Source organism: Rahnella contaminans (assembly GCF_011065485.1).
Taxonomy (GTDB): domain Bacteria; phylum Pseudomonadota; class Gammaproteobacteria; order Enterobacterales; family Enterobacteriaceae; genus Rahnella; species Rahnella contaminans.
The window spans coordinates 25,694-46,520 of sequence record NZ_JAADJS010000002.1; the positions used below are offsets into that span (position 1 = coordinate 25,694).

Genomic DNA, 20,827 nt, shown 5'->3' on the forward strand with positions numbered 1-20,827 from the left:
GGCATTCGCGTTTACGACTGTTTAAGGCGTAAATCCAAAATGGTTTTACTCGGTTCGCCGCCAATCTCGCGGGTCAGTTTCGGCACCATATAACCGGAAACTTTGCTCATCAGCCCTTTCATAATGATGCGCGCTTCATCGTCGCTCACCATGAAATGCGCCGCGCCCTGAACTTTATCCAGCACGTGGATGTAGTAAGGCAAAATTCCCGCATCAAACAGCGCATTACTGAGCGCAGCAAGCACATCGGCAGAGTCATTTACATCACGCAACAGCACGCTCTGATTGAGCAGCGTGACCCCATGACGTTTCAGTTTCGCCATGCTGGCGCGCAACGCGTCATCGATTTCATTGGCGTGATTGATGTGCGTCACCATCAGCACCTGCAAACGCGACTGTTCAAGGCGCTGGCAGAGCGTGTCCGTGATGCGCGCAGGGATCACCACCGGTAAACGGGTATGGATACGCAGGCGTTTGATGTGCGCGATCCCTTCCAGCTCACCGATCAACCAGTCGAGTTCGTGATCTTTCGCCATCAGCGGATCGCCGCCGGAGAAAATAATTTCATCGAGTTCGGGCTGTGTACGGATATAATCCAGCGCCTGAACCCAGTTGGCCTTATTCCCCTGGTTGTCCTGATACGGGAAATGGCGGCGGAAGCAGTAGCGGCAATTCACCGCACAGCCGCCTTTCACCAGCAACAAGGCGCGATTGCTATACTTGTGCAACAGACCCGGAACAACGCTGCGTTGTTCATCAAGCGGGTCGGTGGTAAAGCCCGGCGCGGCGATAAACTCTTCGCGTGCGGTCAATACCTGAAGCAACAAAGGATCCCGCGGATCGCCGTGCTGCATACGTGCCACAAAGGCGCGGGGCACGCGAAGCGGGAACAAACGACGGGCTTCATGGCCACTTTGCAGATCTGCATTGTCGTTAAGTGCCAGAAGAGTAAGCAGTTCATTCGGGTCAGTGATAACATCGCCGAGTTGATACAACCAATCTTCTCTAAATGGCGTGTTTAGGGTTACAATGTTTGCCATTTTTTGGCTAATACCAGTTTAAAATTAGAGGGCCATCATGGCGACTTATTCTAGCAACGATTTCCGTCCGGGTCTTAAAATCATGTTCGAAGGCGAGCCTTTCGCAATCGAAGACAGCGTGTTCGTAAAACCAGGCAAAGGCCAGGCTTTTGCACGTGTGAAAATGCGCCGTCTTCTGACCGGTTCCCGTGTAGAAAAAACCTTCAAATCTACTGACTCTTGCGAAGGTGCAGACGTTGTAGATACCAACATGACTTACCTGTACAACGACGGTGAGTTCTACCACTTCATGCACCCTGAGACTTTCGAGCAGCACGGTGTTGAAGCTAAAACCGTTTCTGAAGCCTCTAAATGGCTGCAAGATAACGCTGAATGTATCGTGACTCTGTGGGACGGTCGTCCTATCGCTGTCCAGCCACCGAACTTCATCGAAGCAGAAGTTGTTGATACCGATCCAGGCCTGAAAGGTGATACCGCAGGTACCGGCGGCAAGCCAGCAACGCTGAGCACCGGCGCAGTGGTTAAAGTGCCTTTATTCGTGCAGATTGGCGAAATCGTCCGTTGTGACACCCGCTCTGGCGAATACGTTTCCCGCGTTAAATAAGTTTCTTATTACGCTGGATGAAAGCTGCCACAGGGTAATGCCTGTCGCAGCTTTCCGGCTCAACCTGTTGAATGGGATTGTGTTTTCCATGTTGAAGAAGATGATGTTTATCGTGGTTTCAGTGATGTTGCTGGCTTCGTTATCCGGCTGCAACACGGTTCACGGTTTTGGTGAAGACATCCAGCATCTGGGTGGCGCGATTTCCAAAGCAGGCTGATTCCTTCAGCCTCGTTTTACCAACTGTCCTAAAATCCTGTCTTTTCCCTTCCGTATTCAGAAAATTAACTACACTTAGTGAGTCTTACTTTACATTCTCTTATAGGAAGGAATTTTATATGTTGAAGAAAAGTATCCTCGCAATCCTGTCTGTTCTTGTTCTGTCTTCTGCGTTAACTGCCTGCAATACCACGCGTGGCGTGGGTGAAGATGTCTCTGCCGGCGGCCAGGCAATTCAGAAAAGCGCTCAGTAACGGGCGTGTGAGTTGAAGTAAGCTGAAGTCTGCCTGCACATTGATGCAGGCAGTGTTGTTTCTGAAGGGGGAAAACTTACGGCTGTTTGACCCACACCAGCTTGCTGGTATCAAAGCCGTAGCCTTGCGCGGTTTTCAGCAGTTGCTGTTTTACGCTGTCATCCAGCGTCGGGGTTCGTGAGAGGATCCACAGATAGCTTTTATCCGGCCCGCAAACCAGCGCATAGCGGTAATCTTTATCCAGCTCGATGACGTTATAGCCGCCATAGAACGGGCCAAAGAACGAAACTTTAAGCGCCGCACGTGACGTTGAACCGGTGAAATACCCTTTGCCTTCACTTTCCTGCCATTTGTTTTTCTCAGTATTAAAGCCACGGTTAATAACTTTCACACCGCCATCATCCCGCAAGCTGTAATTGGCCGTCACGTGTTCAAGCCCGCTTTCAAAGCTATGATCCAGCCTTGCCACTTCATACCAGGTTCCCAGATAGCGGTTAAGCTCGAAATTACTGACGACTTTGACGTCTTTGGGTGGCGTCACGCTGCAAGCGACCGATAAAAGTGCCGTAACAATCACACCGAGTTTTGACCAGATACGCATAAATGTTCCTTCCTGAGGTAATCACCTAAGTGTAGGTAACAATTGAGGAAAAGAGAAAAGGGAAGGCAGGAAAAAATCAGCGGTCACGGAAATGACCGCTGAAAAAGGGGATCTTGTCAGATCAGAGGCGGATCAACACGATAAGTGTGACAACGCTTAAGATCATTGCCAGACCGTAGAACACCCATTTACCGGCAGGAACGTGGATTTTCAGGTCGTGCATGGCATGATGGATCCTGTGCAGACCGCACCACAACGGCAGGACGATCATCAGCAGCAGAAACAGGCGACCAATCCAGCTTTGTGCAAATGCCAGTACGCGCGGATAGCTCAGCGCGTCACCGGGGAAAAACCCCAGCGGCAGCAGGAAGCACACCAGCAGAATCATCACCGGCGCAAAAATCGCACTCCACATGCCGCCTGCGCCAAACAGCCCCCAGAACACCGGCTCATCTGAACGTTTAGGAAGAGTATTTTTCATGTCGCCTCCTCAAAGAAACAGCGCGATGGCGAGGATCACCAGCGTCACAACGGCAGTTACGCACCAGAAACCGGTAATCACCGGCTCCGGCCCCATTTTCTTGCCTCTCACAATGACGATGGAGGCTTTCGGTGCCAGTTCAAACCAGGTTTTGGTGTGAAGCAGCGCAGCCAGTAAAGCAATCAGGTTGATCAGCATGACCACCGGGTTTTGCAGGAAATGTACAAATCCTGCCCAGCTTTCCGGCCCGTTACGTAAGGCGAAAATACCGGCCAGCAGCAAGATACTGAACCAGACTGCCGGAACGGACGTGCCTTCACGCAGCATATAGAAACGATAGAAAGGTGAAAGTTGCCACCAGCTGGCGGGCATTTCGCGCACGTAAGGTTTACGTTTGCTGCCCGGGGTCTGAGTTCGAGTCGTCATATTTTCCTCCCTCATTGCGGTCTCAGCCTCGCTATCATGAAGTCTTTCGAACTTTCAACTTTACCCTGCTGAATAGCGGCGGCCGGGTCGACGTGTTTCGGACAGACTTCAGAACAGTAACCGACAAACGTACAGCTCCAGACGCCGTTCTGGCCGTTAAGCTGCGGCATACGCTGGGCTTTGCCGTGATCCCGGTTGTCCAGGTTGTAGCGGTGCGCCAGCGTAATGGCGGCCGGGCCGATGAATTCCGGATTCAGACCGAATTGCGGGCAGGCGGCGTAACATAAACCGCAGTTGATGCAGCCGGAGAACTGATGATATTTCTCCATCTGTGCAGGCGTTTGTTTGCCCGGGCCTTCCGCTACGGTACGGGTATTGCCAATGATGTACGGCTTAATGGATTCGAGGCTTTCTATAAAGTGGGTCATATCGACCACTAAATCGCGCTCGATCGGGAAGTTTGCCAGCGCCTCCACCTGCATTCCGTCCGGATATTCGCGCAGGAACGTTTTGCAGGCCAGTTTTGGCACACGGTTGACCATCATGCCGCAGGAGCCGCAAATGGCCATACGGCACGACCAGCGGTAGGAAAGATCGGCGGCGATATGGTCTTTGATATAGCCCAGCGCGTCGAGCAGCGACGTTGTTTCGTCGAAAGGCACGTCATACACAACCGGATGCGGCGCGTGGTCCGTCTCCGGGTTATAGCGCATGATTTCAACCTTCAGGCTTCGCATTTTAGCCACGTGATTGCTCCTTATCTTTTTTATCGTGATTCTCAGCTTCCCCGCCATACATACGTTTTGCCGGTGGCAATGTGGTGATCTTCACATCGCCATATTCAAGACGTGGCGCGGAATCTGGCTGATAAAAGGCCAGCGTATGCTTAAGGAAATTGACGTCATCGCGTTCGGTACAGCCTTCATCCAGACGCTGATGTGCGCCGCGGGATTCCCGACGATGCAGGGCCGAATGCGCCATACATTCGGCCACTTCCAGTCCGTGTCCCAGCTCGATGGTGTACAGCAAATCGGTGTTGAAAACGCTGGAAGTATCTTTGATTTTGACGCGTTTGAAGCGCTCTTTCAGCTCGGTCAGCTTGTCGATGGTTTTCTGCATCAGCTCGGTGGTGCGGTAAATCCCGCAACCTTCTTCCATCGCCAGACCCATTTCGTCGCGGATGGCCGCCCAGCTTTCATCGCCTTCCTGCTTCATCAGCGCGTCAACGCGATTTTCGATATCACGAACTTGCGCGTCGAGAGCTTCGGTATTGCCGTAGTCTTTGGCTTCGGCGGCGCGTTCTGCTGCTTTTTCGCCGGCCATGCGGCCAAATACCACCAGCTCTGCCAGTGAGTTGGAGCCCAGACGGTTTGCGCCGTGCAGGCCAACCGATGAACATTCACCGACGGCAAACAGACCTTTGATGCGGGTTTCGCACTGCGCATCCGTTTCGATTCCACCCATCGTGTAGTGCGCGGTAGGGCGTACAGGGATTGGATCGGTAATCGGATCCACGCCGACGTAAGCTTTGGACAGTTCACAGATAAACGGCAAACGCTCGCGCAGCTTTTTCTCGCCGAGATGACGTAAATCCAGATACACCACATCGCCACGCGGAGTGGAAATGGTGCGTCCGGCGCGCCATTCGTGCCAGAACGCCTGCGAGACTTTGTCGCGCGGGCCAAGTTCCATGTATTTGTTTTTCGGTTCGCCGAGCGGGGTTTCCGGCCCCATGCCGTAATCCTGCAAATAACGGTAACCGTCTTTATTGACCAGAATACCGCCTTCACCACGACAGCCTTCTGTCATCAGAATGCCGGATCCGGGCAGGCCGGTCGGGTGATATTGCACGAACTCCATATCACGCAGCGGAATGCCATGACGGAACGCCATACCCATACCGTCGCCGGTGACAATCCCGCCGTTGGTGTTGTAACGGTAAACGCGGCCTGCGCCGCCGGTTGCCATCACGACTGCGTTAGCGCGGATTTGTACGCGGGTGCCTTCCATCATATTGATGGCGACGACGCCGCGAACCTGGCCGTCATCGACCAGAATATCGAGAACGAAATGCTCGTCGAATCGTTTGATTTGCGGGTATTTCAGCGAGGTCTGGAACAGGGTATGCAGCATGTGGAAGCCGGTTTTATCCGCGGCAAACCAGGTGCGTTCGATCTTCATCCCGCCAAAACGCCGGACGTTGACTGAACCATCTTCCTTACGGCTCCACGGGCAGCCCCAGAGTTCAAGCTGCGCCATTTCAGTCGGACATTGATGAACGAAATGGTCCACTACGTCCTGCTCACACAGCCAGTCGCCTCCGGAAACGGTATCCTGGAAGTGAAAATCAAAGCTGTCGTGATCTTGCGTCACTGCGGCAGAACCGCCTTCGGCGGCCACCGTGTGGCTGCGCATAGGGTACACTTTCGAAATCAACGCGATATTCAGGTTGGGATTGGCTTCCGCTGCGGCTATTGCTGCGCGTAAACCCGCCCCACCTGCACCTATAATTGCAATGTCGGCGTTAAAGGTTTGCACTGCATTCCTCCACTATCATCAATGAGATCGGGTTTGAAACACCCGCGAAAAAGGTTTTGAATCTGAGGCTTAACCACCGCTGATGACATACAGGCGCTGTCCCAGAGGCTAATATTCTTATTATTTGTAAGGAAATTATTATACCTAATGAGGAGTAGTGGTAATTTGATGTGAATGCAGGTTTAGGCTTTCTCTGTATATTGCTTCGCAAAATGAGGTATTTGTTTGCCCTGAGGGTTGCAGGTAGACTGCATGACTTTTCTGAATTCGGAGTAAATCACCATGAGCGAAACGGCAAGCTGGCAACCCAGTGCTCCTGTCGCCAATTTGTTGAAGCGTGCGGCCATTCTCGCTGAGATTCGACGTTTCTTTTCCGATCGCGGCGTGCTGGAAGTGGAAACGCCGGCCATGAGCCAGGCCACGGTGACCGACATCCATCTGGTGCCTTTTGACACGCGTTTTGTCGGGCCGGGTGCGGCTGATGGCATGACTTTGTATCTGATGACCAGCCCGGAATATCACATGAAACGTCTGCTGGCTGCGGGCAGCGGGCCGATTTACCAGATGGGGCGCAGCTTCCGTAACGAAGAAGCCGGTATCCATCACAACCCTGAATTCACCATGCTGGAATGGTATCGTCCGCGTTATGACATGTACCGCCTGATGAATGAAGTGGACGATCTGCTGCAACAGGTGCTCGATTGCGATACGGCAGAAACCCTGTCCTATCAGCAGGCGTTTACGCGCCATCTGGGCGTGGATCCGTTGTCTGCGGATAAAACCGAACTGCGTGAAGTTGCCGCGAAGCTGGATTTATCAAATATCGCGGATACCGAAGAAGACCGCGACACCTTATTGCAGTTACTGTTTACGATGGGTGTCGAACCGCATATTGGCCGCGACAAGCCGACTTTTGTGTATCACTTCCCGGCGACGCAGGCATCTCTGGCGGAAATCAGCACCGAAGATCACCGCGTTGCTGAGCGTTTTGAGGTGTATTACAAAGGCATCGAACTGGCGAACGGTTTCCGCGAACTGACCGATGGTCGCGAACAGCGCCAGCGTTTCGAGCAGGATAACCGTAAACGCGCCGCGCGCGGTTTACCTCAGCATCCTATCGATAACAATCTGCTGGATGCTCTGGAACATGGCATGCCGGAATGCTCCGGTGTGGCGCTGGGCGTTGATCGTCTGATTATGATTGCGCTGGGCGCGGGCAGCCTGAGCGAAGTGCTGGCTTTCCCGGTCACACGCGCCTGAGTCTGTTTTCCCCAATCCTGGCCCTCGGGTCAGGATTATCTTTCTTTCTCGCCATGCCTCCTTTCCCTGCCCTGTGATTGTGCAATAACATTAAAATTGCTCCTTTAGTGAAACAAAAGTACCTAAATCGCGTAACACTGATTTTAAAGTTTCAGGGATGACACCCCGGCGCGAACCCGCAATCCTGCTGGCTCCTCAACGATTTAACGCAAATTTTCTCTCCGCTGGCCTGATTTATGCATTACAGGATAACTACTCAATCAGCTCTGGGATCCCGTTATGTCTGAATCTGGCGACAAAGAACTTCTTTATGGTCTGGAGGCGCGTATTGCACCGGCACCGGCATTTTTCACGGCCATCCAGCATGTCCTCGCGAGCGTGGTGGGGATTATTACTCCGCCGCTGATTATCGGTTCGGTGCTCGGGCTGAATGCGTATCTCCCTTATCTCATCAGTATGTCGCTGCTGGCTTCCGGCATCGGGACGTTCATTCAGGCGCGCCGGTTTATGTCGGTGGGCGCGGGGATGATTTGCCTGCAAGGCACCAGTTTTGCATTTCTGGGTGTGATTCTGTCCGGAGGAATGCTGGTGAAAAGCCGCGGGGGCTCGCCTGAAGACATCATGGCGATGATTTTTGGCGTGAACTTTGTCGCGGCGTTTATTCCGCTTCTGGTCAGCCGGTTTATCGGGCAGATGCGCCGCGTGTTTACCCCGCTGGTCAGCGGAACGGTCATTGCCCTGATTGGCATCAGCCTGATTAAAGTCAGTATTACAGACTGGGCGGGCGGGCACGGTGCGGCGAATTTCGGTGCGCCGGTCAATCTGGCGCTGGGCGCGCTGACGCTGCTGGTGATCGTCGTATGTAACCGCATTAATGTACGCTGGCTGCGCCTTTCATCGATAGTATTAGGGATTATTGTCGGGTGCATCGCGGCTGCCCTGACCGGACATTTGCCGCTTAAACCGTTGCAGGGCGACGGGTTTGCGCTGCCGCAGTTGTTCCGTTTTGGTTTCAAGTTTGACTGGATCATCTTCGTGCCAATCGCGCTGGTGTCGTTTATCAGTATTCTGGAAGCGGTCGGCGATTTGACGGCGAACTGTATGTTGTCGCAGCAGCCAATTGAAGGGGAAAGTTTCCGCAAGCGCCTGAAGGGCGGGATCCTGGCCGATGGCGTCAGCTGCATTATTGCTGCGGCGTTTTCTTCCTTCCCGAATACCACTTTTGCGCAGAACAACGGCGTGATCCAGATGACCGGCGTCGCCAGCCGTTATGTCGGGATGTACATCGGAGGCGTTCTGGTGTTGCTCGGGCTGTTCCCGTTTATCGGCGAAGTCTTGCAGCAAATCCCTGCGCCGGTGCTGGGTGGCGCGACGCTGGTGATGTTTGGCAGCGTGGTCGCCGCGGGCATTCGTATCATGACGCAGTCGCCTGTTGGCCGCCGCGAAATGTTAATTATCGCGATTTCCTTTGGCATCGGTCTGGGCATTGAAGCGGTGCCCGATGTTCTGGCGCAGTTCCCGCCGATTGTGGGGAATATCTTCGGCCACGCAGTCACCAGCGGTGGCGTGATCGCCATCCTGCTGAATCTGCTGATGCCTGCAGAGCGCGCTATTGCCGTGGCAGAAGAGGTGAAAGTTCACTAACGTTCCCCGCGCGCGCGTGAGCCCCTGGATCAGCAGACAGGGCATAACTGAGCTGACTCACTTTTGAATTCATGAAGAGGAAGTCAGTTATGTCTTTGCAACGCACCTGGATTAAAAATCCGCTGGCGGTATTTACCGCCAATGAACTCGATGCCCGCGGCGGTATCGTCGTCGAAGGCTCCACGATCGCCGAAGTTCTGGCATGCGGCCAGTTACCCTCACAGCCGGTTGATCAGATTGCCGATGCCACCGGCTGTGTACTTATGCCCGGCCTCATCAACACCCATCATCATTTTTATCAGACGCTGACCCGGGCCTGGGCGCCCGTGGTTAACGTGCCGCTGTTTCCGTGGTTGCAAAAACTGTATCCGGTCTGGGCGCGTTTGCAGCCTGAAGCGCTGGGGCTCGCCAGCCGGGTGGCGATGGCCGAACTGTTGCTTTCCGGCTGTACCACCACGACTGACCACCATTATCTGTTCCCGCAGGGAATGGAAGAGGCGATTGATGTGCAGGTTGAGGTCGTCCGCGAACTGGGGATGCGTGCTCTTCTGACGCGCGGCTCGATGAGCCTCGGAGAAGAGCAGGGAGGTTTACCGCCGGAGCAGACGGTGCAATCGGGAGATACAATTTTGCGCGACAGCCAGCGGCTGATTGACCGTTATCACCAGCGTGGCGACGGGGCGTGGATGCAGATTGCGCTGGCGCCGTGCTCGCCGTTTTCCGTGACCACGGACATCATGCGCGAAAGCGCCGCTATGGCGCAGCGCGAAGACGTCCGGCTGCACACTCATCTGGCGGAAACGCTGGATGAAGAAGCGTTCTGCCTGAAAATGTTCGGGCTGCGCACGGTGGATTATCTGGAAAGCGTCGGCTGGCTGAATGACCGGACGTGGCTGGCGCACGGCATTCATTTCAATGCGGACGAAATTCAGCGGCTTGGCGCTGCCGGAACCGGGATCTGTCATTGCCCGGTGTCGAATATGCGCCTGGCGTCCGGCATGTGTCCGACGCGCGACCTTGAAGCGGCAGGCGTCCCCATCGGTTTGGGCGTGGACGGTTCGGCGTCTAACGATGCATCGAATCTGATGTACGAAGCGCGTCAGGCGCTTTACCTGCAACGTCTTAAATATGGCGCGGAATACGTCACGCCGGAAAGAGTTTTAGGCTGGGCAACGCGTGGTTCGGCGAAGCTTATCGGGCGTGATGATATCGGGCAAATCGCGGTCGGGAAGCAGGCGGATCTGGCGCTTTTCCGGCTGGATGAATTACGTTTCAGCGGCAGCCATGATCCGGTTTCCGCGCTGCTGTTGTGCGGGGCAGAACGGGCTGATCGCGTGATGGTTGGCGGAAAATGGCGGGTGATTGACGGACAGATTGTCGGGATGGATATCAAATCGCTGATTTGTCAGCACCGTAAAGCAGCGGCGGCGCTGATCGCAGATCTGTAAAACAATGGATTCAGGGGCAGAGAAAATCTGCCCCGCTTATTTTTTAAAACCGGTATTACAAATCGCCCGGCGAACGCGAGCTGTTACCGCTGCGACCACTGCCGCTGCTGCTGGTAAACGTCGCATTATTGCCATTCTGCGCACGGTGCAGCGTCTCCATACGGACCTGGAACGGAGGGAACGGCAGCGTGATGCCGTGCTCGCGGAATCCGGCCAGAATCAGCTGATGGATTTCGTGGCGAAGCGGCATACGGTGCGCCATTTCGGCGGCATGCATACGCAGCTCGAAGATCTGAATACCCTGTTGTAAATCCACCAGGTACGCTTCCGGCGCAGGCATATCCAGCACCAGTGAACAACGGTGTGCGGCGTTAAGCAGGATTTGAGTCACTTCTTCACTGTTGGCCTCTGAAGGCGCCGGGACGGTCAGTACGACACGCGTGACGGAATCGGAAAGCGACCAGTTGATGAACTGCTCGGTGATAAAGGCCTTGTTCGGCACGATAATTTCTTTGCGGTCCCAGTCGGCAATCGTCGTGGCGCGCGTATTGATTTTCGTGATGCTGCCGGTCAGGTTGCGGATGGTGACGGTATCGCCGATACGGATCGGTTTTTCGAACAGAATGATCAGGCCGGAAATGAAGTTGGCAAAAATTTCCTGCAAACCAAAGCCCAGCCCGACACCCAGCGCGGCAACCAGCCATTGCAGTTTTGCCCATTCGATCCCGATAAGTGAAAAGCCCACCAGCCCGCCAATCAGCAGCAGAACGTATTTGGTGATAGTCAGCACGGCGTAACCGGTGCCCGGCGTCAGCTCCAGATGTTGCAGCAGTGCCAGTTCCAGCAGGGCGGGTAAATTACGCACCAGCTGTGTGGTAATAATCAGCACCAGAATGGCGATCAACACGGATCCGAGCGTGATCGGCTGCATGCTTTCCACGCCCTGAACGGTCGAGGAAACCTGCCAGAGATGAATATTTTCCAGGAAAGAGAACGCGGAATGGATTTCCGACCACAGGAAGATCACCGAGATCAGCGCGATCAACGTCAGCAGGGATCGCACCAGCCGTAATGACTGCGCAGAGATCGCATCCAGATCGACCACCGGTTCTTCGATTTCCACCGTGCCTTCGTTACTGCTGCTGGTCTGATGTCCCTCTTCTTCACCGCGAGCGCGCTGGTTCAGCATTTCTGCACGGCGCTGTTTTGCACGCTCAAAAGCAATACGGCGGCGCTGAATGAGCATCCAGCGGCGGATAATGTGATAAATCACCAGCAGAACAAACCAGATGGCAACCGAGGTTTCCAGACGCGCCAGCAGAGCCTGTGATGTGGCCAGGAAGCCCATCAGCGAGGCCAGCGCGGCCACAACGGGTGCGCCCAGTAACATCCACCACAGCGTATTATTGAGGACGTTTTCGCTGTTGCCGTGTTTATCGTGGTACAGCGGAATGCCCGCGCGTTTCAGGCTGTGCGTCACCAGCGCAACCACCAGACAAAGAATAACGAAACACAGGCGACCCAGCGTATTGGAGAACTCGCGGTCATTGAGATTATCGAAGGTAATCAGCGCCATAATCAGCGGCACCAGTACCCAGATTGACAGGGCGTAATAGCGTAATGCCCGCGAAACGGCGCGCTGAGGCCAGCCAAAGTGCGCGACAAACAGCCCCTGAGGATGAGCAAGCGCGGCGCTGACCATAAACGCCCAGAGGATCGGCAGCGTTGCCGTCACGCCATCACCAATGGCGACCGCAATCGGATAAGGCCACGCACTTTGCAGCCCGAAGCCCAGCGCCGCCCACAGTACGGGCAACGGCATTGCGACCAGAATTGACCAGAACACCGTGCGCATCGTCAGTGAGAAATGGTCTTGGGTGACTTTTCCGACCTTGCTGCTGGCACGCGCCAGAAACGCGTAATAGTGTTTGCGTGAGCTGATACTGACAATCACCAGGATCAGCGCGCCAAACAGTGGCAGCAGCGTTTCTTTGCTGGTGATCATCATCATCGACGCGCCGCCCAGCTGGCTCAGGGAATCGAGCGACACCAGACGTTTCAGGTCATGTGCGACCTGCACCGGATAGGAAAAACCAATCGGGCTGACGTCGGCGACCCAGAACAGATAACGGTGCGCGGCGTCATGTACGTCATTCAGCGCTTCCACCAGCTGGCTGTTGGCGACTTTCAGTTTGGTCAGTTCAAGAATTTGCGTATCGCATCCGGAGAGCAGCGAATTGAGTAAATCACGCTGAGTCCGCAGCTGGGCATCAAGAATTTTTTGCTGCGCCGCCGTCAGCGGTTTGCCGTCGTCCTGACGTCCCTGACGGTAAATTGCCTGCTTATCCAGTAAATCTTCATAGTGCAGACGCTGAACGCGCAGCTGCGCCATATCGCGGTCAAGCTGTTGCGGTTTAGGCATATCCGGCAGACGGGAAACCTGCGCCCGGAGCGTTTCGCCCAGCAGATTCGACGCGCCCAGCCACTGCGCCTGTTCGCGGATAGTGTTAATCGCCTGGCGAACCTGTTGCGTCTGCGCGGCAGCCTGACGCTGCTGCGAGGAAATCAGATCCATGCGCTGCGCCTGCTGGTTCAGCGCCAGCGACAGCTCGCGGTTTGACTGCAACTGCTGGCTGATGGAATGCGGAAGCTCACCGCTTTGTTCAGCTAACTGCTCGGTTTTTTCCAGTGCCTGTTCAGCTTCGCGCTGGCGCTGGTTGTTGAGCATGTTGCGTAAAGCCTGCAATTGCTGATCGAGAAAATCGGCGCGTTTTTTGTAGAGATCGGCGCGAAGTCGTGACAGTTCCTGCCGGTTATTGGCAGAAAGCTGCGCCAGCTCCAGTTCATCAACCTTGGCTTTGCGTGCCGCCGATTCAGCCTGAAGCGCGCTGAGCTGAGCCTGCGCCAGGGGTGAAGATGGCGCCGCCGCCGTGGCCGCCTGCATGCGCTGCTCAATATCGCTGAGCGCATTCCGGGCTTCAGTTTGTTGTTGGGGGATCTGGCTGACCGAATCGCTGATATCGCGGAAACGATCCTGCTCCTGACGCAGCTGGCGGGTTTCTTCCAGCTGCTGGCTGCTGACCTGCAAAATCTGCTGCTCAAGCTGCGCGGCAGGAATGCTGTCATCAACGGCAGGCGGCTTTTCGGGCTGATTTTGCAGCTCGAGGCGCAGCGCCTGAGTCAGTTTCGGAAAATCATCGATGACCGTCTGATATTGCGTAGTGCGCCCGACCGAAACATTCATCTCATTCAGCCAGTTGAGCGCACTTTGCAGCGCCTCAACCACCTGCGTCTGATTGGCCATTTCTTTATTGGCTTCCGCCTGTTTCAGCTCTTGTTTGAGCTGATCTTCGGTCGGGGTTGCTGTCGCCACCAGAGGCAGAGCCAGCAATAAACTCATCAGCAGGGCGGGGATCAGGCGCACTTGGTCAATTCCTTTTCGGTGGTTTAACGCGTACTCAGTAGTCTTTAGGCGCTTGTGGTTCAGCTGTGGCCACACCTGCCGGCGTTTCTGCGATGACAGGTGCTTCCGGAGTGACAATTACTTCTGGTACCACAGGTTCAGCCGTTGCTGATGTCTGTGTACGCAGCGCTTCAGCAAACGGTTCGCCCATGCGTGTGACGGTGCCGTTGCTCAGTTGCGGCATAAAGCGGATCTGGTTTGCAGCAAACAGATTGATCACGGTTGAGCCCAGTTTGAAACGTCCCATTTCCTGGCCTTTTTCCAGCGCAATCGCGCCTTCTTCGCCAGCGGCCGGGTATGTCCAGCGTTTGATAATGCCTTCGCGTGGCGGCGTGACGCAGCCTGCCCACACGGTTTCAATGCTGCCCACGATGGTCGCGCCGACCAGAATCTGCACCATCGGGCCAAATTCAGTATCAAATACGCAGATGACGCGTTCGTTACGGGCAAACAGGTTCGGGACGTTGGCCGCCGTCAGCGGGTTTACGGAGAACAAATCGCCGGGCACGTAAATCATTTCGCGCAGCACGCCGCCGCACGGCATATGCACGCGGTGGTAGTCGCGCGGCGCCAGATAAATCGTGGCGAACTGGCCTTCTTTGAATTTTTCAGCCAGCAGATAATTTCCGGCCAGCAACGCCTCGAGGCTGTAGAAATGGCCTTTTGCCTGGAACAGTTTGCCATCGGTAATCGCACCTAACTGGCTGACTGCGCCATCGGCGGGCAGGCAAAGCATATCCAGACCGCTGACCACCGGACGCGCGCCATCACGCAGCGGACGGACAAAGAATTCATTGAAGGTGGCGTACGATTTGAGATCCGGGTTCTGCGCTTCTTTCATGTCTACGCTGTAGAAACGGGCGAAAGCTTTGATGACCCAATGCGTGAGCGTGGCCGCGCGTTTATCTGCGCCCCAGCCTGCCAGACGGGTTAATCCTTGTTTAGGAAGTAAATATTGGAGTTTGATTTTGATACTGTCCAGCACGGGAAAACCTCTTGGATGGTATGAATGACCGGTTTTATCCGGCCATTTTGCAGGAGGCCGTCTTTTTGACGGCCGCACAGTGTTTTAAGGTGGAGGATTGTAACGGGGTGAAATCATCGGTTCAACTTCCGTTAACTTCACCCGCTTGCCCTTAACCTTTTAGCTCAATGGCTTAACATTAAAGCGCGTCGAAGTTTTTACGCGTTTTTACGTCTTCCATACTTTCCAGAATGCGATGGTAGTTGTCGAAACGCTCTTCCGCGATTTCGCCGCGATCGACCGCATCACGGATTGCACAGCCCGGATCGCTGCCGTGTTTGCAGTCGCGGAATTTGCAATAGCCGAGGAAAGGGCGGAATTCGACAAAGCCTTGTGTGATTTGCTCTGGCGCGAGATGCCAAAGACCAAATTCACGCACGCCAGGGGAATCGATAACATCGCCGCCGCGCTGGAAGTGGTAAAGGCGGGCTGCGGTCGTCGTGTGCTGGCCCAGACCGGAGTTATCGGAGACTTCGTTCACCACGATCTGTTTTTCTTCCGGCGGAAGCAGAGCATTCAGAAGGCTGGATTTCCCCACGCCGGACTGACCGGCAAAGATACTGATGCGGTCCGTCAGCGCGGTTTCAAACGCCGGCATGCCTTCACCGGTCTGGCTTGAAACTTCAAGCACGCGGTAATTAATCTTGCGGTAGATGTCCATCATGCCTTCGACGAATTTACGGCCTTCGTCATCAAGCAGGTCAATTTTGTTGAGCACAATCAGCGGCTCAACTTCTACGGTTTCGCAGGCCACCAGATAGCGGTCGATAATGTTCAGGGACAGCTCTGGCAGGATGGCGGAAACAATGACGATCTGGTCGATGTTGGCGGCGATCGGTTTCACGCCGTCGTAGAAATCAGGACGCGTCAGGACGGACGTGCGCTCATGTACCGCCTCAACGATACCTTTAACGCTGTCGTTTTCGCCTTTGCGCCAGACGACGCGGTCACCGGTGACCAGTGATCGGATGGTACGGCGGATGTTGCAACGGTGCTGGCTGCCGTCGGCCGCTTCAACGTCCGCATGCATCCCGAAACGGCTGATGACGATGCCGTCCTGCGGTTCGCCGTGCAGAGAATCGTCCAGCTCTTTCCGTTTGTCGGTCTGTGTCAGACGACGCTGGTGGTTAGTCTGAACGCGACGTTGTTGCCCTTTAGACAGTTTTGACTTAGTCACTGCGCCTCACTTGACTGGCTTTAATCGCTCGGTGCGACCAAAACGTCTATGATACCAGCTATATCTCTTTCATTGTAATAGGACGCATCATGGCTGCAAATGACTCGAATTTGATTTGGATCGACCTTGAGATGACCGGTCTGGATCCTGAGCGAGACCGTATTATTGAAATTGCGACGCTGGTCACCGACGCGCATCTGAACATTCTGGCTGAAGGCCCGGTGATGGCAGTTCATCAGTCTGACGCACAACTGGCGCTAATGGACGACTGGAATGTCCGTACGCACACCGGTAGTGGTCTGGTCGATCGTGTGAAAGCCAGTCCGTTTGACGATAATGCCGCGCAGCAAAAGACGATTGAGTTCCTGCGCGAGTGGGTACCGGAAGGTAAATCGCCAATTTGTGGCAACAGCGTCGGGCAGGATCGTCGTTTCCTGTTTAAGTACATGCCGGAGCTTGAAACCTACTTCCACTACCGTTATCTGGATGTCAGCACCCTGAAAGAACTGGCGCGCCGCTGGAAACCGGAAGTGCTGAGCGGCTTTAAGAAGCAAAACACGCATCAGGCATTGGATGATATTCGTGAATCCGTGGCTGAACTGGCGTATTACCGCGATCATTTTATTAATCTCTAAAATACCTGAAATCTTTTTTACTGCGGTGCGAAGCACGAAATCACCGTGTTTCGCTTCTTAAATCGCCGGTTTGCTGTTTTAATCAGCACTTGAACAAAAAAAACGTTTTTTTGCTTTCAGGGGCTTGCGGCTAAAAGGATTTCTCGTATAATGCGCACCCCGTACCGATGAAGAATTTCGTTGAGTGCGCAGAGCGGGAATAGCTCAGTTGGTAGAGCACGACCTTGCCAAGGTCGGGGTCGCGAGTTCGAGTCTCGTTTCCCGCTCCAAATTTTTAAGTGTTTGTTTTAAGTGTTTTAGATTTATCATGTAGATGTAAAACATGCAGTGCCATGCGACGCGGGAATAGCTCAGTTGGTAGAGCACGACCTTGCCAAGGTCGGGGTCGCGAGTTCGAGTCTCGTTTCCCGCTCCAAAAATTTCAAAAGCTGTAAATTTACAGCGGATGCAATCAGCATCTCAATGCGGGAATAGCTCAGTTGGTAGAGCACGACCTTGCCAAGGTCGGGGTCGCGAGTTCGAGTCTCGTTTCCCGCTCCAATTTTCTTCTTCGGTTTACTTTCATTTCTCAGCAGCGTTTTCGTGCATATTTCGTGCGTGATTCAGACGATCATTACACGGTTTGTAGTAATTTTTTAAACAGACTTATCCACAGGTTTAGCTGTTTTTTTACACTGTCCGTTTTTTGTGCTGCACATATTGCCAATTCATAATCACTTGATTTTATTAAAAATAAATTTATAACAAAACGTTATGACGATCACTTGCTCTTTTTTTTGCAATTGATTGGCAAAGCATTTTTATTTTTATGCACAGAAAATATAGCTTATCTGGTAATGTGATTTGGGATTTGTTATGCATCCCTTGGCAAACCTTTTTCAACAGCACGTATCAGCCGTTTCTGCTGCGAAGTTTGCACTTCAATACGATGTTCATTTCTTCTTTCGGTTTGTTGCCGGATTGCCCATTCAATATGTTCATCCAGCAGCGGATTTTCACCTGCGCGTGAATTCAGCGCGTCCAGCACCTGTTCCGACCAGGGCGCATTGCCCAGGGCCACCGAAATATTCCGCAGCCAGCGCAAATGACCGATACGGCGGATAGGCGAGCCTTCGGTGATGCGCAGAAACTTCTCTTCCGTCCAGCCAAATAATGCGATCAGCTCCGGCGAATGCAACGCCGCACGCGGGCTGAAATCCTCTTCATCCGTCAGTTGTGAATAACGGTTCCACGGACAAATCAGCTGGCAATCGTCACAACCATAGATGCGGTTACCCATCATGGGCCGGAATTCTTCGGGTATCGCGCCTTCCAGTTCAATCGTCAGGTAAGAAATGCAGCGACGCGCATCCACGGTATAAGGCGCGATAATGGCGCCAGTCGGGCAGGTAGTGATGCAGGCCACGCATTTGCCGCACTTTTCTTCCTGTGACTGATCAACCGGCAACGGCAGGTCAATCAGCAGTTCGCCGAGAAAGAACCAGGAGCCGGATTCACGGTTGAGGATAAGTGAGTGTTTACCTACCCAGCCAAGACCGGCTTTGGCCGCCAGCGGGCGCTCCATCACCGGGGCGGAATCGACAAAAGGACGGAAAGTCACGGTCTGGTCAGCATGTTCAGTGCAATACGCCTGAATCATATCGCCGAGCTTTTTCAGCCGCTGGCGCAACACTTTGTGATAATCACGGCCGAGCGCATACCGGCTGACATAGCCGAGCAGCGGATTATTCAGGGTTTTGGCGAAGGCGGCTTTGGCGGGCAAATAGTTCATGCGCACGCTGATCACCCGCAATGTGCCGGGCAAAAGCTCGTGAGGGCGTGCGCGCAACAGGCCATGGCGTGCCATCCATTCCATCTCGCCATGATATTGTTTATCAAGCCAGTCCTGGAGTTTGGGCTCTTCTGCGGATAAGTCTGTATCGCAGATGCCGACCTGCTGGAAGCCTAGCGATTGGCCCCATTGCTTGATATGTTGAGCCAGTTGAACGAGATCGAGAGGGAGTGTCATGACGAACCAACGTGAAAAACGAAACGAGGCGAGTTTACCACATTCCGTGTTTTCTGCTGACTGGCTGCGAAAAGCTGAGCGCCAGGCGGCGCAGGAAACAGGGATTTCTCTGTTTACCCTGATGCAGCGCGCGGCCAAAGCGGCTTTTTTGATGGCTCAGCGCCAATTTCCTGACGCGCGGCACTGGCTGATATTTTGCGGGCACGGCAATAATGGCGGCGATGGTTATGAAGTTGCCCGTCTGGCTAAGCAGGCTGGAATTCGGGTGACGCTGCTGGCGGTCGACAGCCACAAGCCGCTGCCTGATGAAGCAGAATCAGCGCGTCTGGGCTGGGAGAAAGCGGGCGGAGAAAGCGGCGCTGCTGATACGCAATGGCCGCAGGATATTGATCTCATAATCGATGGTTTGCTGGGCACCGGCCTGACGTCTGCACCGCGCGCGCCCTACGACGGGCTCATCGAAAACATTAACGCGACGCCGGTTCCGGTTCTTTCTTTAGATATCCCTTCGGGTCTGGATGCCCAAACCGGGCAGGCCGCCGGACAGGCGGTTCACGCCACGCACACGCTCAGCTTTATTGCCCTGAAACCCGGCTTACTGACCGGCCAGGCGCGAGATTACGTCGGGAAATTGCATTGCGATCCGCTCGGGCTGCAAAGCTGGCTGGGCGGACATCTTCCGCACCTGCAACGGCTGGACGCAACGCAGCTGGCGCAATGGTTGCATCCGCGTCGTCCCTGTTCGCACAAAGGCGATCATGGACGTTTGCTGGTGGTTGGTGGCGACACAGGTTTTGCCGGTGCCATCCGCATGGCGTCTGAAGCCGCGCTGCGTAGCGGTGCAGGTCTGGTGCGAGTACTTACTCACATTGAAAACGCCGGGCCCTTGCTGACGGCAAGACCTGAACTGATGGTGCAGGAGCTCACGGCGAAATCACTGGAAGAAGGCCTGAAATGGGCAGACGTTCTGGTCATCGGTCCGGGGCTTGGACAACGCGACTGGGGCCGGCAGGCGGTAGAGCAGGCTGAAAAATCGGATAAACCGGCGTTATGGGACGCCGATGCGCTTAACCTGCTGGCAATCAATCCCGGGAAACGGCAAAATCGCGTACTGACACCGCATCCCGGCGAAGCAGCTCGTTTACTCGGGTGCAGTGTGGAGGATATTGAGAGTGATCGCTTACTTTCTGCCAGAAAACTTACTGAACGCTACGGCGGTGTGGTCGTCCTGAAAGGCGCAGGCACGCTGATCGCCAGTGAACGCGGCGGGCTCGCCGTTGCCGACGTCGGTAATGCCGGAATGGCATCGGGCGGCATGGGCGACGTACTTTCTGGTATTATCGGCGGATTACTGGCTCAAAAACTCGATGTATATGATGCGGCCTGCGCGGGCACAGTAGTTCATGGCGCAGCTGCGGACGAAATCGCCCACCGGCAGGGAACGCGCGGTATGCTGGCGACTGACCTTTTAGCGGTGATTCCCCCGTTAGTTAATCCAGACCTGAAGAAACAGATATCTGAATGAATCAACTTAATATCTCTTTACCCGACGAAGCAGCGACGCTGCAATTAGGTGCTTCACTGGCGAAAGCCTGCGAAGGCTCTGCGGTTATCCATCTTTATGGTGATCTGGGCGCCGGTAAAACGACCTTTAGCCGGGGTTTTCTTCAGGCATTAGGGCATCAGGGCAACGTGAAAAGCCCGACCTATACGCTGGTTGAGCCTTATCAGCTGAGCAATATCGCTGTTTATCATTTTGATTTATATCGCCTTGCCGATCCGGAGGAACTGGAATTTATGGGGATCCGTGATTATTTCGCGCAGGATTCCATTTGTCTGGTGGAATGGCCGCAGAAAGGCGCAGGTGTTTTACCCGAGCCGGATATTGAACTGACGCTGGACTATTCATCGCAGGAGCAGCCTCTGGCGCGCACGGCGAAACTGGTCGCAGTGTCGCAAGCCGGTGTTACGTTATTGCATCGTGTTCAACAGCAAGGATGACCGCGCG

General features: G+C 54.4%; 19 protein-coding genes and 3 tRNA genes. 12 read left to right on the forward strand and 10 right to left on the reverse strand.

The window, feature by feature from the left end; all coding sequences use genetic code 11:
* Window positions 1-11: 11 nt before the first annotated feature.
* Window positions 12-1,040, reverse strand: a complete 1,029-nt coding sequence (gene epmB / locus GW579_RS09335; RefSeq protein WP_165058804.1) for an EF-P beta-lysylation protein EpmB — start codon at window positions 1,038-1,040, stop codon at window positions 12-14.
* A gap of 37 nt (window positions 1,041-1,077) precedes the next feature.
* Between epmB and efp the strand changes: the two genes are divergently transcribed.
* The 3 genes from efp (at window position 1,078) to GW579_RS09350 (ending at window position 2,114) form a co-directional block, all read left to right on the forward strand.
* A complete protein-coding gene (gene efp, locus GW579_RS09340) occupies window positions 1,078-1,644 on the forward strand; it encodes an elongation factor P (RefSeq protein WP_101078258.1) in 567 nt (188 codons plus the stop codon).
* Between the two features lie 88 nt (window positions 1,645-1,732).
* A complete protein-coding gene (locus tag GW579_RS09345) occupies window positions 1,733-1,861 on the forward strand; it encodes an entericidin A/B family lipoprotein (protein ID WP_013573743.1) in 129 nt (42 codons plus the stop codon).
* Between the two features lie 118 nt (window positions 1,862-1,979).
* A complete protein-coding gene (locus GW579_RS09350; protein ID WP_014333643.1) occupies window positions 1,980-2,114 on the forward strand; it encodes an entericidin A/B family lipoprotein in 135 nt (44 codons plus the stop codon).
* Window positions 2,115-2,190: 76 nt separating this feature from the next.
* Here GW579_RS09350 and blc read toward each other — a convergent pair whose 3' ends face one another.
* The 5 genes from blc to frdA form a co-directional block, all read right to left on the reverse strand.
* Entirely contained in the window at window positions 2,191-2,715 is a 525-nt protein-coding gene (gene blc / locus GW579_RS09355) for an outer membrane lipoprotein Blc (RefSeq protein WP_165058806.1), read from the reverse strand.
* A gap of 121 nt (window positions 2,716-2,836) precedes the next feature.
* Window positions 2,837-3,196: a fumarate reductase subunit FrdD gene (gene frdD, locus GW579_RS09360; protein ID WP_104923549.1), complete on the reverse strand. Its 360-nt coding sequence runs from the start codon at window positions 3,194-3,196 to the stop codon at window positions 2,837-2,839.
* Between the two features lie 9 nt (window positions 3,197-3,205).
* Complete coding sequence (gene frdC / locus GW579_RS09365; protein ID WP_165058808.1) at window positions 3,206-3,622, reverse strand: fumarate reductase subunit FrdC; 417 nt, start codon at window positions 3,620-3,622, stop codon at window positions 3,206-3,208.
* Between the two features lie 11 nt (window positions 3,623-3,633).
* Window positions 3,634-4,368, reverse strand: a complete 735-nt coding sequence (locus GW579_RS09370) for a succinate dehydrogenase/fumarate reductase iron-sulfur subunit (RefSeq protein ID WP_152325342.1) — start codon at window positions 4,366-4,368, stop codon at window positions 3,634-3,636.
* The gene (frdA, locus tag GW579_RS09375; RefSeq protein ID WP_165058810.1) at window positions 4,361-6,160 is read right to left on the reverse strand and encodes a fumarate reductase (quinol) flavoprotein subunit; all 1,800 of its coding nucleotides are present in this window, start codon (window positions 6,158-6,160) and stop codon (window positions 4,361-4,363) included. The genes GW579_RS09370 and frdA overlap by 8 nt, the downstream gene beginning before the upstream one ends.
* A gap of 282 nt (window positions 6,161-6,442) precedes the next feature.
* Here frdA and epmA point away from each other — a divergent pair, with 282 nt between their 5' ends.
* The 3 genes from epmA to GW579_RS09390 all read left to right on the forward strand — a co-directional run bounded on the left by epmA (window position 6,443) and on the right by GW579_RS09390 (window position 10,512).
* The gene (epmA, locus tag GW579_RS09380) at window positions 6,443-7,420 is read left to right on the forward strand and encodes an elongation factor P--(R)-beta-lysine ligase (RefSeq protein WP_152325340.1); all 978 of its coding nucleotides are present in this window, start codon (window positions 6,443-6,445) and stop codon (window positions 7,418-7,420) included.
* 279 nt (window positions 7,421-7,699) lie between these two features.
* Window positions 7,700-9,064, forward strand: a complete 1,365-nt coding sequence (locus tag GW579_RS09385) for a nucleobase:cation symporter-2 family protein (RefSeq protein ID WP_165058812.1) — start codon at window positions 7,700-7,702, stop codon at window positions 9,062-9,064.
* An 89-nt stretch (window positions 9,065-9,153) separates the two neighbouring features.
* Window positions 9,154-10,512 carry an 8-oxoguanine deaminase gene (locus tag GW579_RS09390; RefSeq protein WP_165058814.1) on the forward strand — a complete coding sequence of 453 codons (1,359 nt, stop codon included), beginning with the start codon at window positions 9,154-9,156 and terminating at the stop codon, window positions 10,510-10,512.
* 55 nt (window positions 10,513-10,567) lie between these two features.
* Here GW579_RS09390 and mscM read toward each other — a convergent pair whose 3' ends face one another.
* From mscM to rsgA, 3 genes are all read right to left on the reverse strand, one after another.
* Window positions 10,568-13,936: a miniconductance mechanosensitive channel MscM gene (gene mscM / locus GW579_RS09395; protein ID WP_165058816.1), complete on the reverse strand. Its 3,369-nt coding sequence runs from the start codon at window positions 13,934-13,936 to the stop codon at window positions 10,568-10,570.
* Between the two features lie 34 nt (window positions 13,937-13,970).
* Complete coding sequence (asd, locus tag GW579_RS09400) at window positions 13,971-14,960, reverse strand: archaetidylserine decarboxylase (RefSeq protein WP_165058818.1); 990 nt, start codon at window positions 14,958-14,960, stop codon at window positions 13,971-13,973.
* Between the two features lie 178 nt (window positions 14,961-15,138).
* Window positions 15,139-16,176: a small ribosomal subunit biogenesis GTPase RsgA gene (gene rsgA, locus GW579_RS09405; RefSeq protein WP_152325335.1), complete on the reverse strand. Its 1,038-nt coding sequence runs from the start codon at window positions 16,174-16,176 to the stop codon at window positions 15,139-15,141.
* An 89-nt stretch (window positions 16,177-16,265) separates the two neighbouring features.
* Here rsgA and orn point away from each other — a divergent pair, with 89 nt between their 5' ends.
* From orn to GW579_RS09425, 4 genes are all read left to right on the forward strand, one after another.
* A complete protein-coding gene (gene orn / locus GW579_RS09410; protein WP_152325334.1) occupies window positions 16,266-16,811 on the forward strand; it encodes an oligoribonuclease in 546 nt (181 codons plus the stop codon).
* 193 nt (window positions 16,812-17,004) lie between these two features.
* A tRNA-Gly gene (locus GW579_RS09415) sits at window positions 17,005-17,080 on the forward strand.
* A 70-nt stretch (window positions 17,081-17,150) separates the two neighbouring features.
* Window positions 17,151-17,226: transfer RNA gene (locus tag GW579_RS09420), tRNA-Gly, on the forward strand.
* Between the two features lie 49 nt (window positions 17,227-17,275).
* Window positions 17,276-17,351, forward strand: a tRNA-Gly gene (locus GW579_RS09425).
* A 313-nt stretch (window positions 17,352-17,664) separates the two neighbouring features.
* Here GW579_RS09425 and queG read toward each other — a convergent pair.
* Window positions 17,665-18,819 (reverse strand): tRNA epoxyqueuosine(34) reductase QueG, encoded by a 1,155-nt coding sequence (gene queG, locus GW579_RS09430; protein WP_165058820.1) that lies wholly within the window; start codon window positions 18,817-18,819, stop codon window positions 17,665-17,667.
* On the opposite strand from queG, the gene nnr reads away from it, so the two are divergent.
* On the forward strand, window positions 18,818-20,344 hold the full coding sequence (nnr, locus tag GW579_RS09435) for a bifunctional ADP-dependent NAD(P)H-hydrate dehydratase/NAD(P)H-hydrate epimerase (RefSeq protein ID WP_165058821.1): 1,527 nt from the start codon (window positions 18,818-18,820) through the stop codon (window positions 20,342-20,344). The two genes, queG and nnr, sit on opposite strands and share 2 nt — an antisense overlap.
* Complete coding sequence (gene tsaE, locus GW579_RS09440; RefSeq protein ID WP_152325331.1) at window positions 20,341-20,820, forward strand: tRNA (adenosine(37)-N6)-threonylcarbamoyltransferase complex ATPase subunit type 1 TsaE; 480 nt, start codon at window positions 20,341-20,343, stop codon at window positions 20,818-20,820. The genes nnr and tsaE overlap by 4 nt, the downstream gene beginning before the upstream one ends.
* Window positions 20,821-20,827 lie beyond the last annotated feature (7 nt).

Coding starts and splice junctions, on each gene's coding strand:
- GW579_RS09350 (WP_014333643.1), top strand. CDS start 1,980: ATGTTGAAGAAAAGTATCCTCGCAATCCTGTCTGTTCTTGTTCTGTCT.
- GW579_RS09345 (WP_013573743.1), top strand. CDS start 1,733: ATGTTGAAGAAGATGATGTTTATCGTGGTTTCAGTGATGTTGCTGGCT.
- nnr (WP_165058821.1), top strand. CDS start 18,818: ATGACGAACCAACGTGAAAAACGAAACGAGGCGAGTTTACCACATTCC.
- epmB (WP_165058804.1), bottom strand. CDS start 1,040: ATGGCAAACATTGTAACCCTAAACACGCCATTTAGAGAAGATTGGTTG.
- frdC (WP_165058808.1), bottom strand. CDS start 3,622: ATGACGACTCGAACTCAGACCCCGGGCAGCAAACGTAAACCTTACGTG.
- GW579_RS09390 (WP_165058814.1), top strand. CDS start 9,154: ATGTCTTTGCAACGCACCTGGATTAAAAATCCGCTGGCGGTATTTACC.
- blc (WP_165058806.1), bottom strand. CDS start 2,715: ATGCGTATCTGGTCAAAACTCGGTGTGATTGTTACGGCACTTTTATCG.
- tsaE (WP_152325331.1), top strand. CDS start 20,341: ATGAATCAACTTAATATCTCTTTACCCGACGAAGCAGCGACGCTGCAA.
- epmA (WP_152325340.1), top strand. CDS start 6,443: ATGAGCGAAACGGCAAGCTGGCAACCCAGTGCTCCTGTCGCCAATTTG.
- orn (WP_152325334.1), top strand. CDS start 16,266: ATGGCTGCAAATGACTCGAATTTGATTTGGATCGACCTTGAGATGACC.
- queG (WP_165058820.1), bottom strand. CDS start 18,819: ATGACACTCCCTCTCGATCTCGTTCAACTGGCTCAACATATCAAGCAA.
- frdD (WP_104923549.1), bottom strand. CDS start 3,196: ATGAAAAATACTCTTCCTAAACGTTCAGATGAGCCGGTGTTCTGGGGG.
- GW579_RS09385 (WP_165058812.1), top strand. CDS start 7,700: ATGTCTGAATCTGGCGACAAAGAACTTCTTTATGGTCTGGAGGCGCGT.
- efp (WP_101078258.1), top strand. CDS start 1,078: ATGGCGACTTATTCTAGCAACGATTTCCGTCCGGGTCTTAAAATCATG.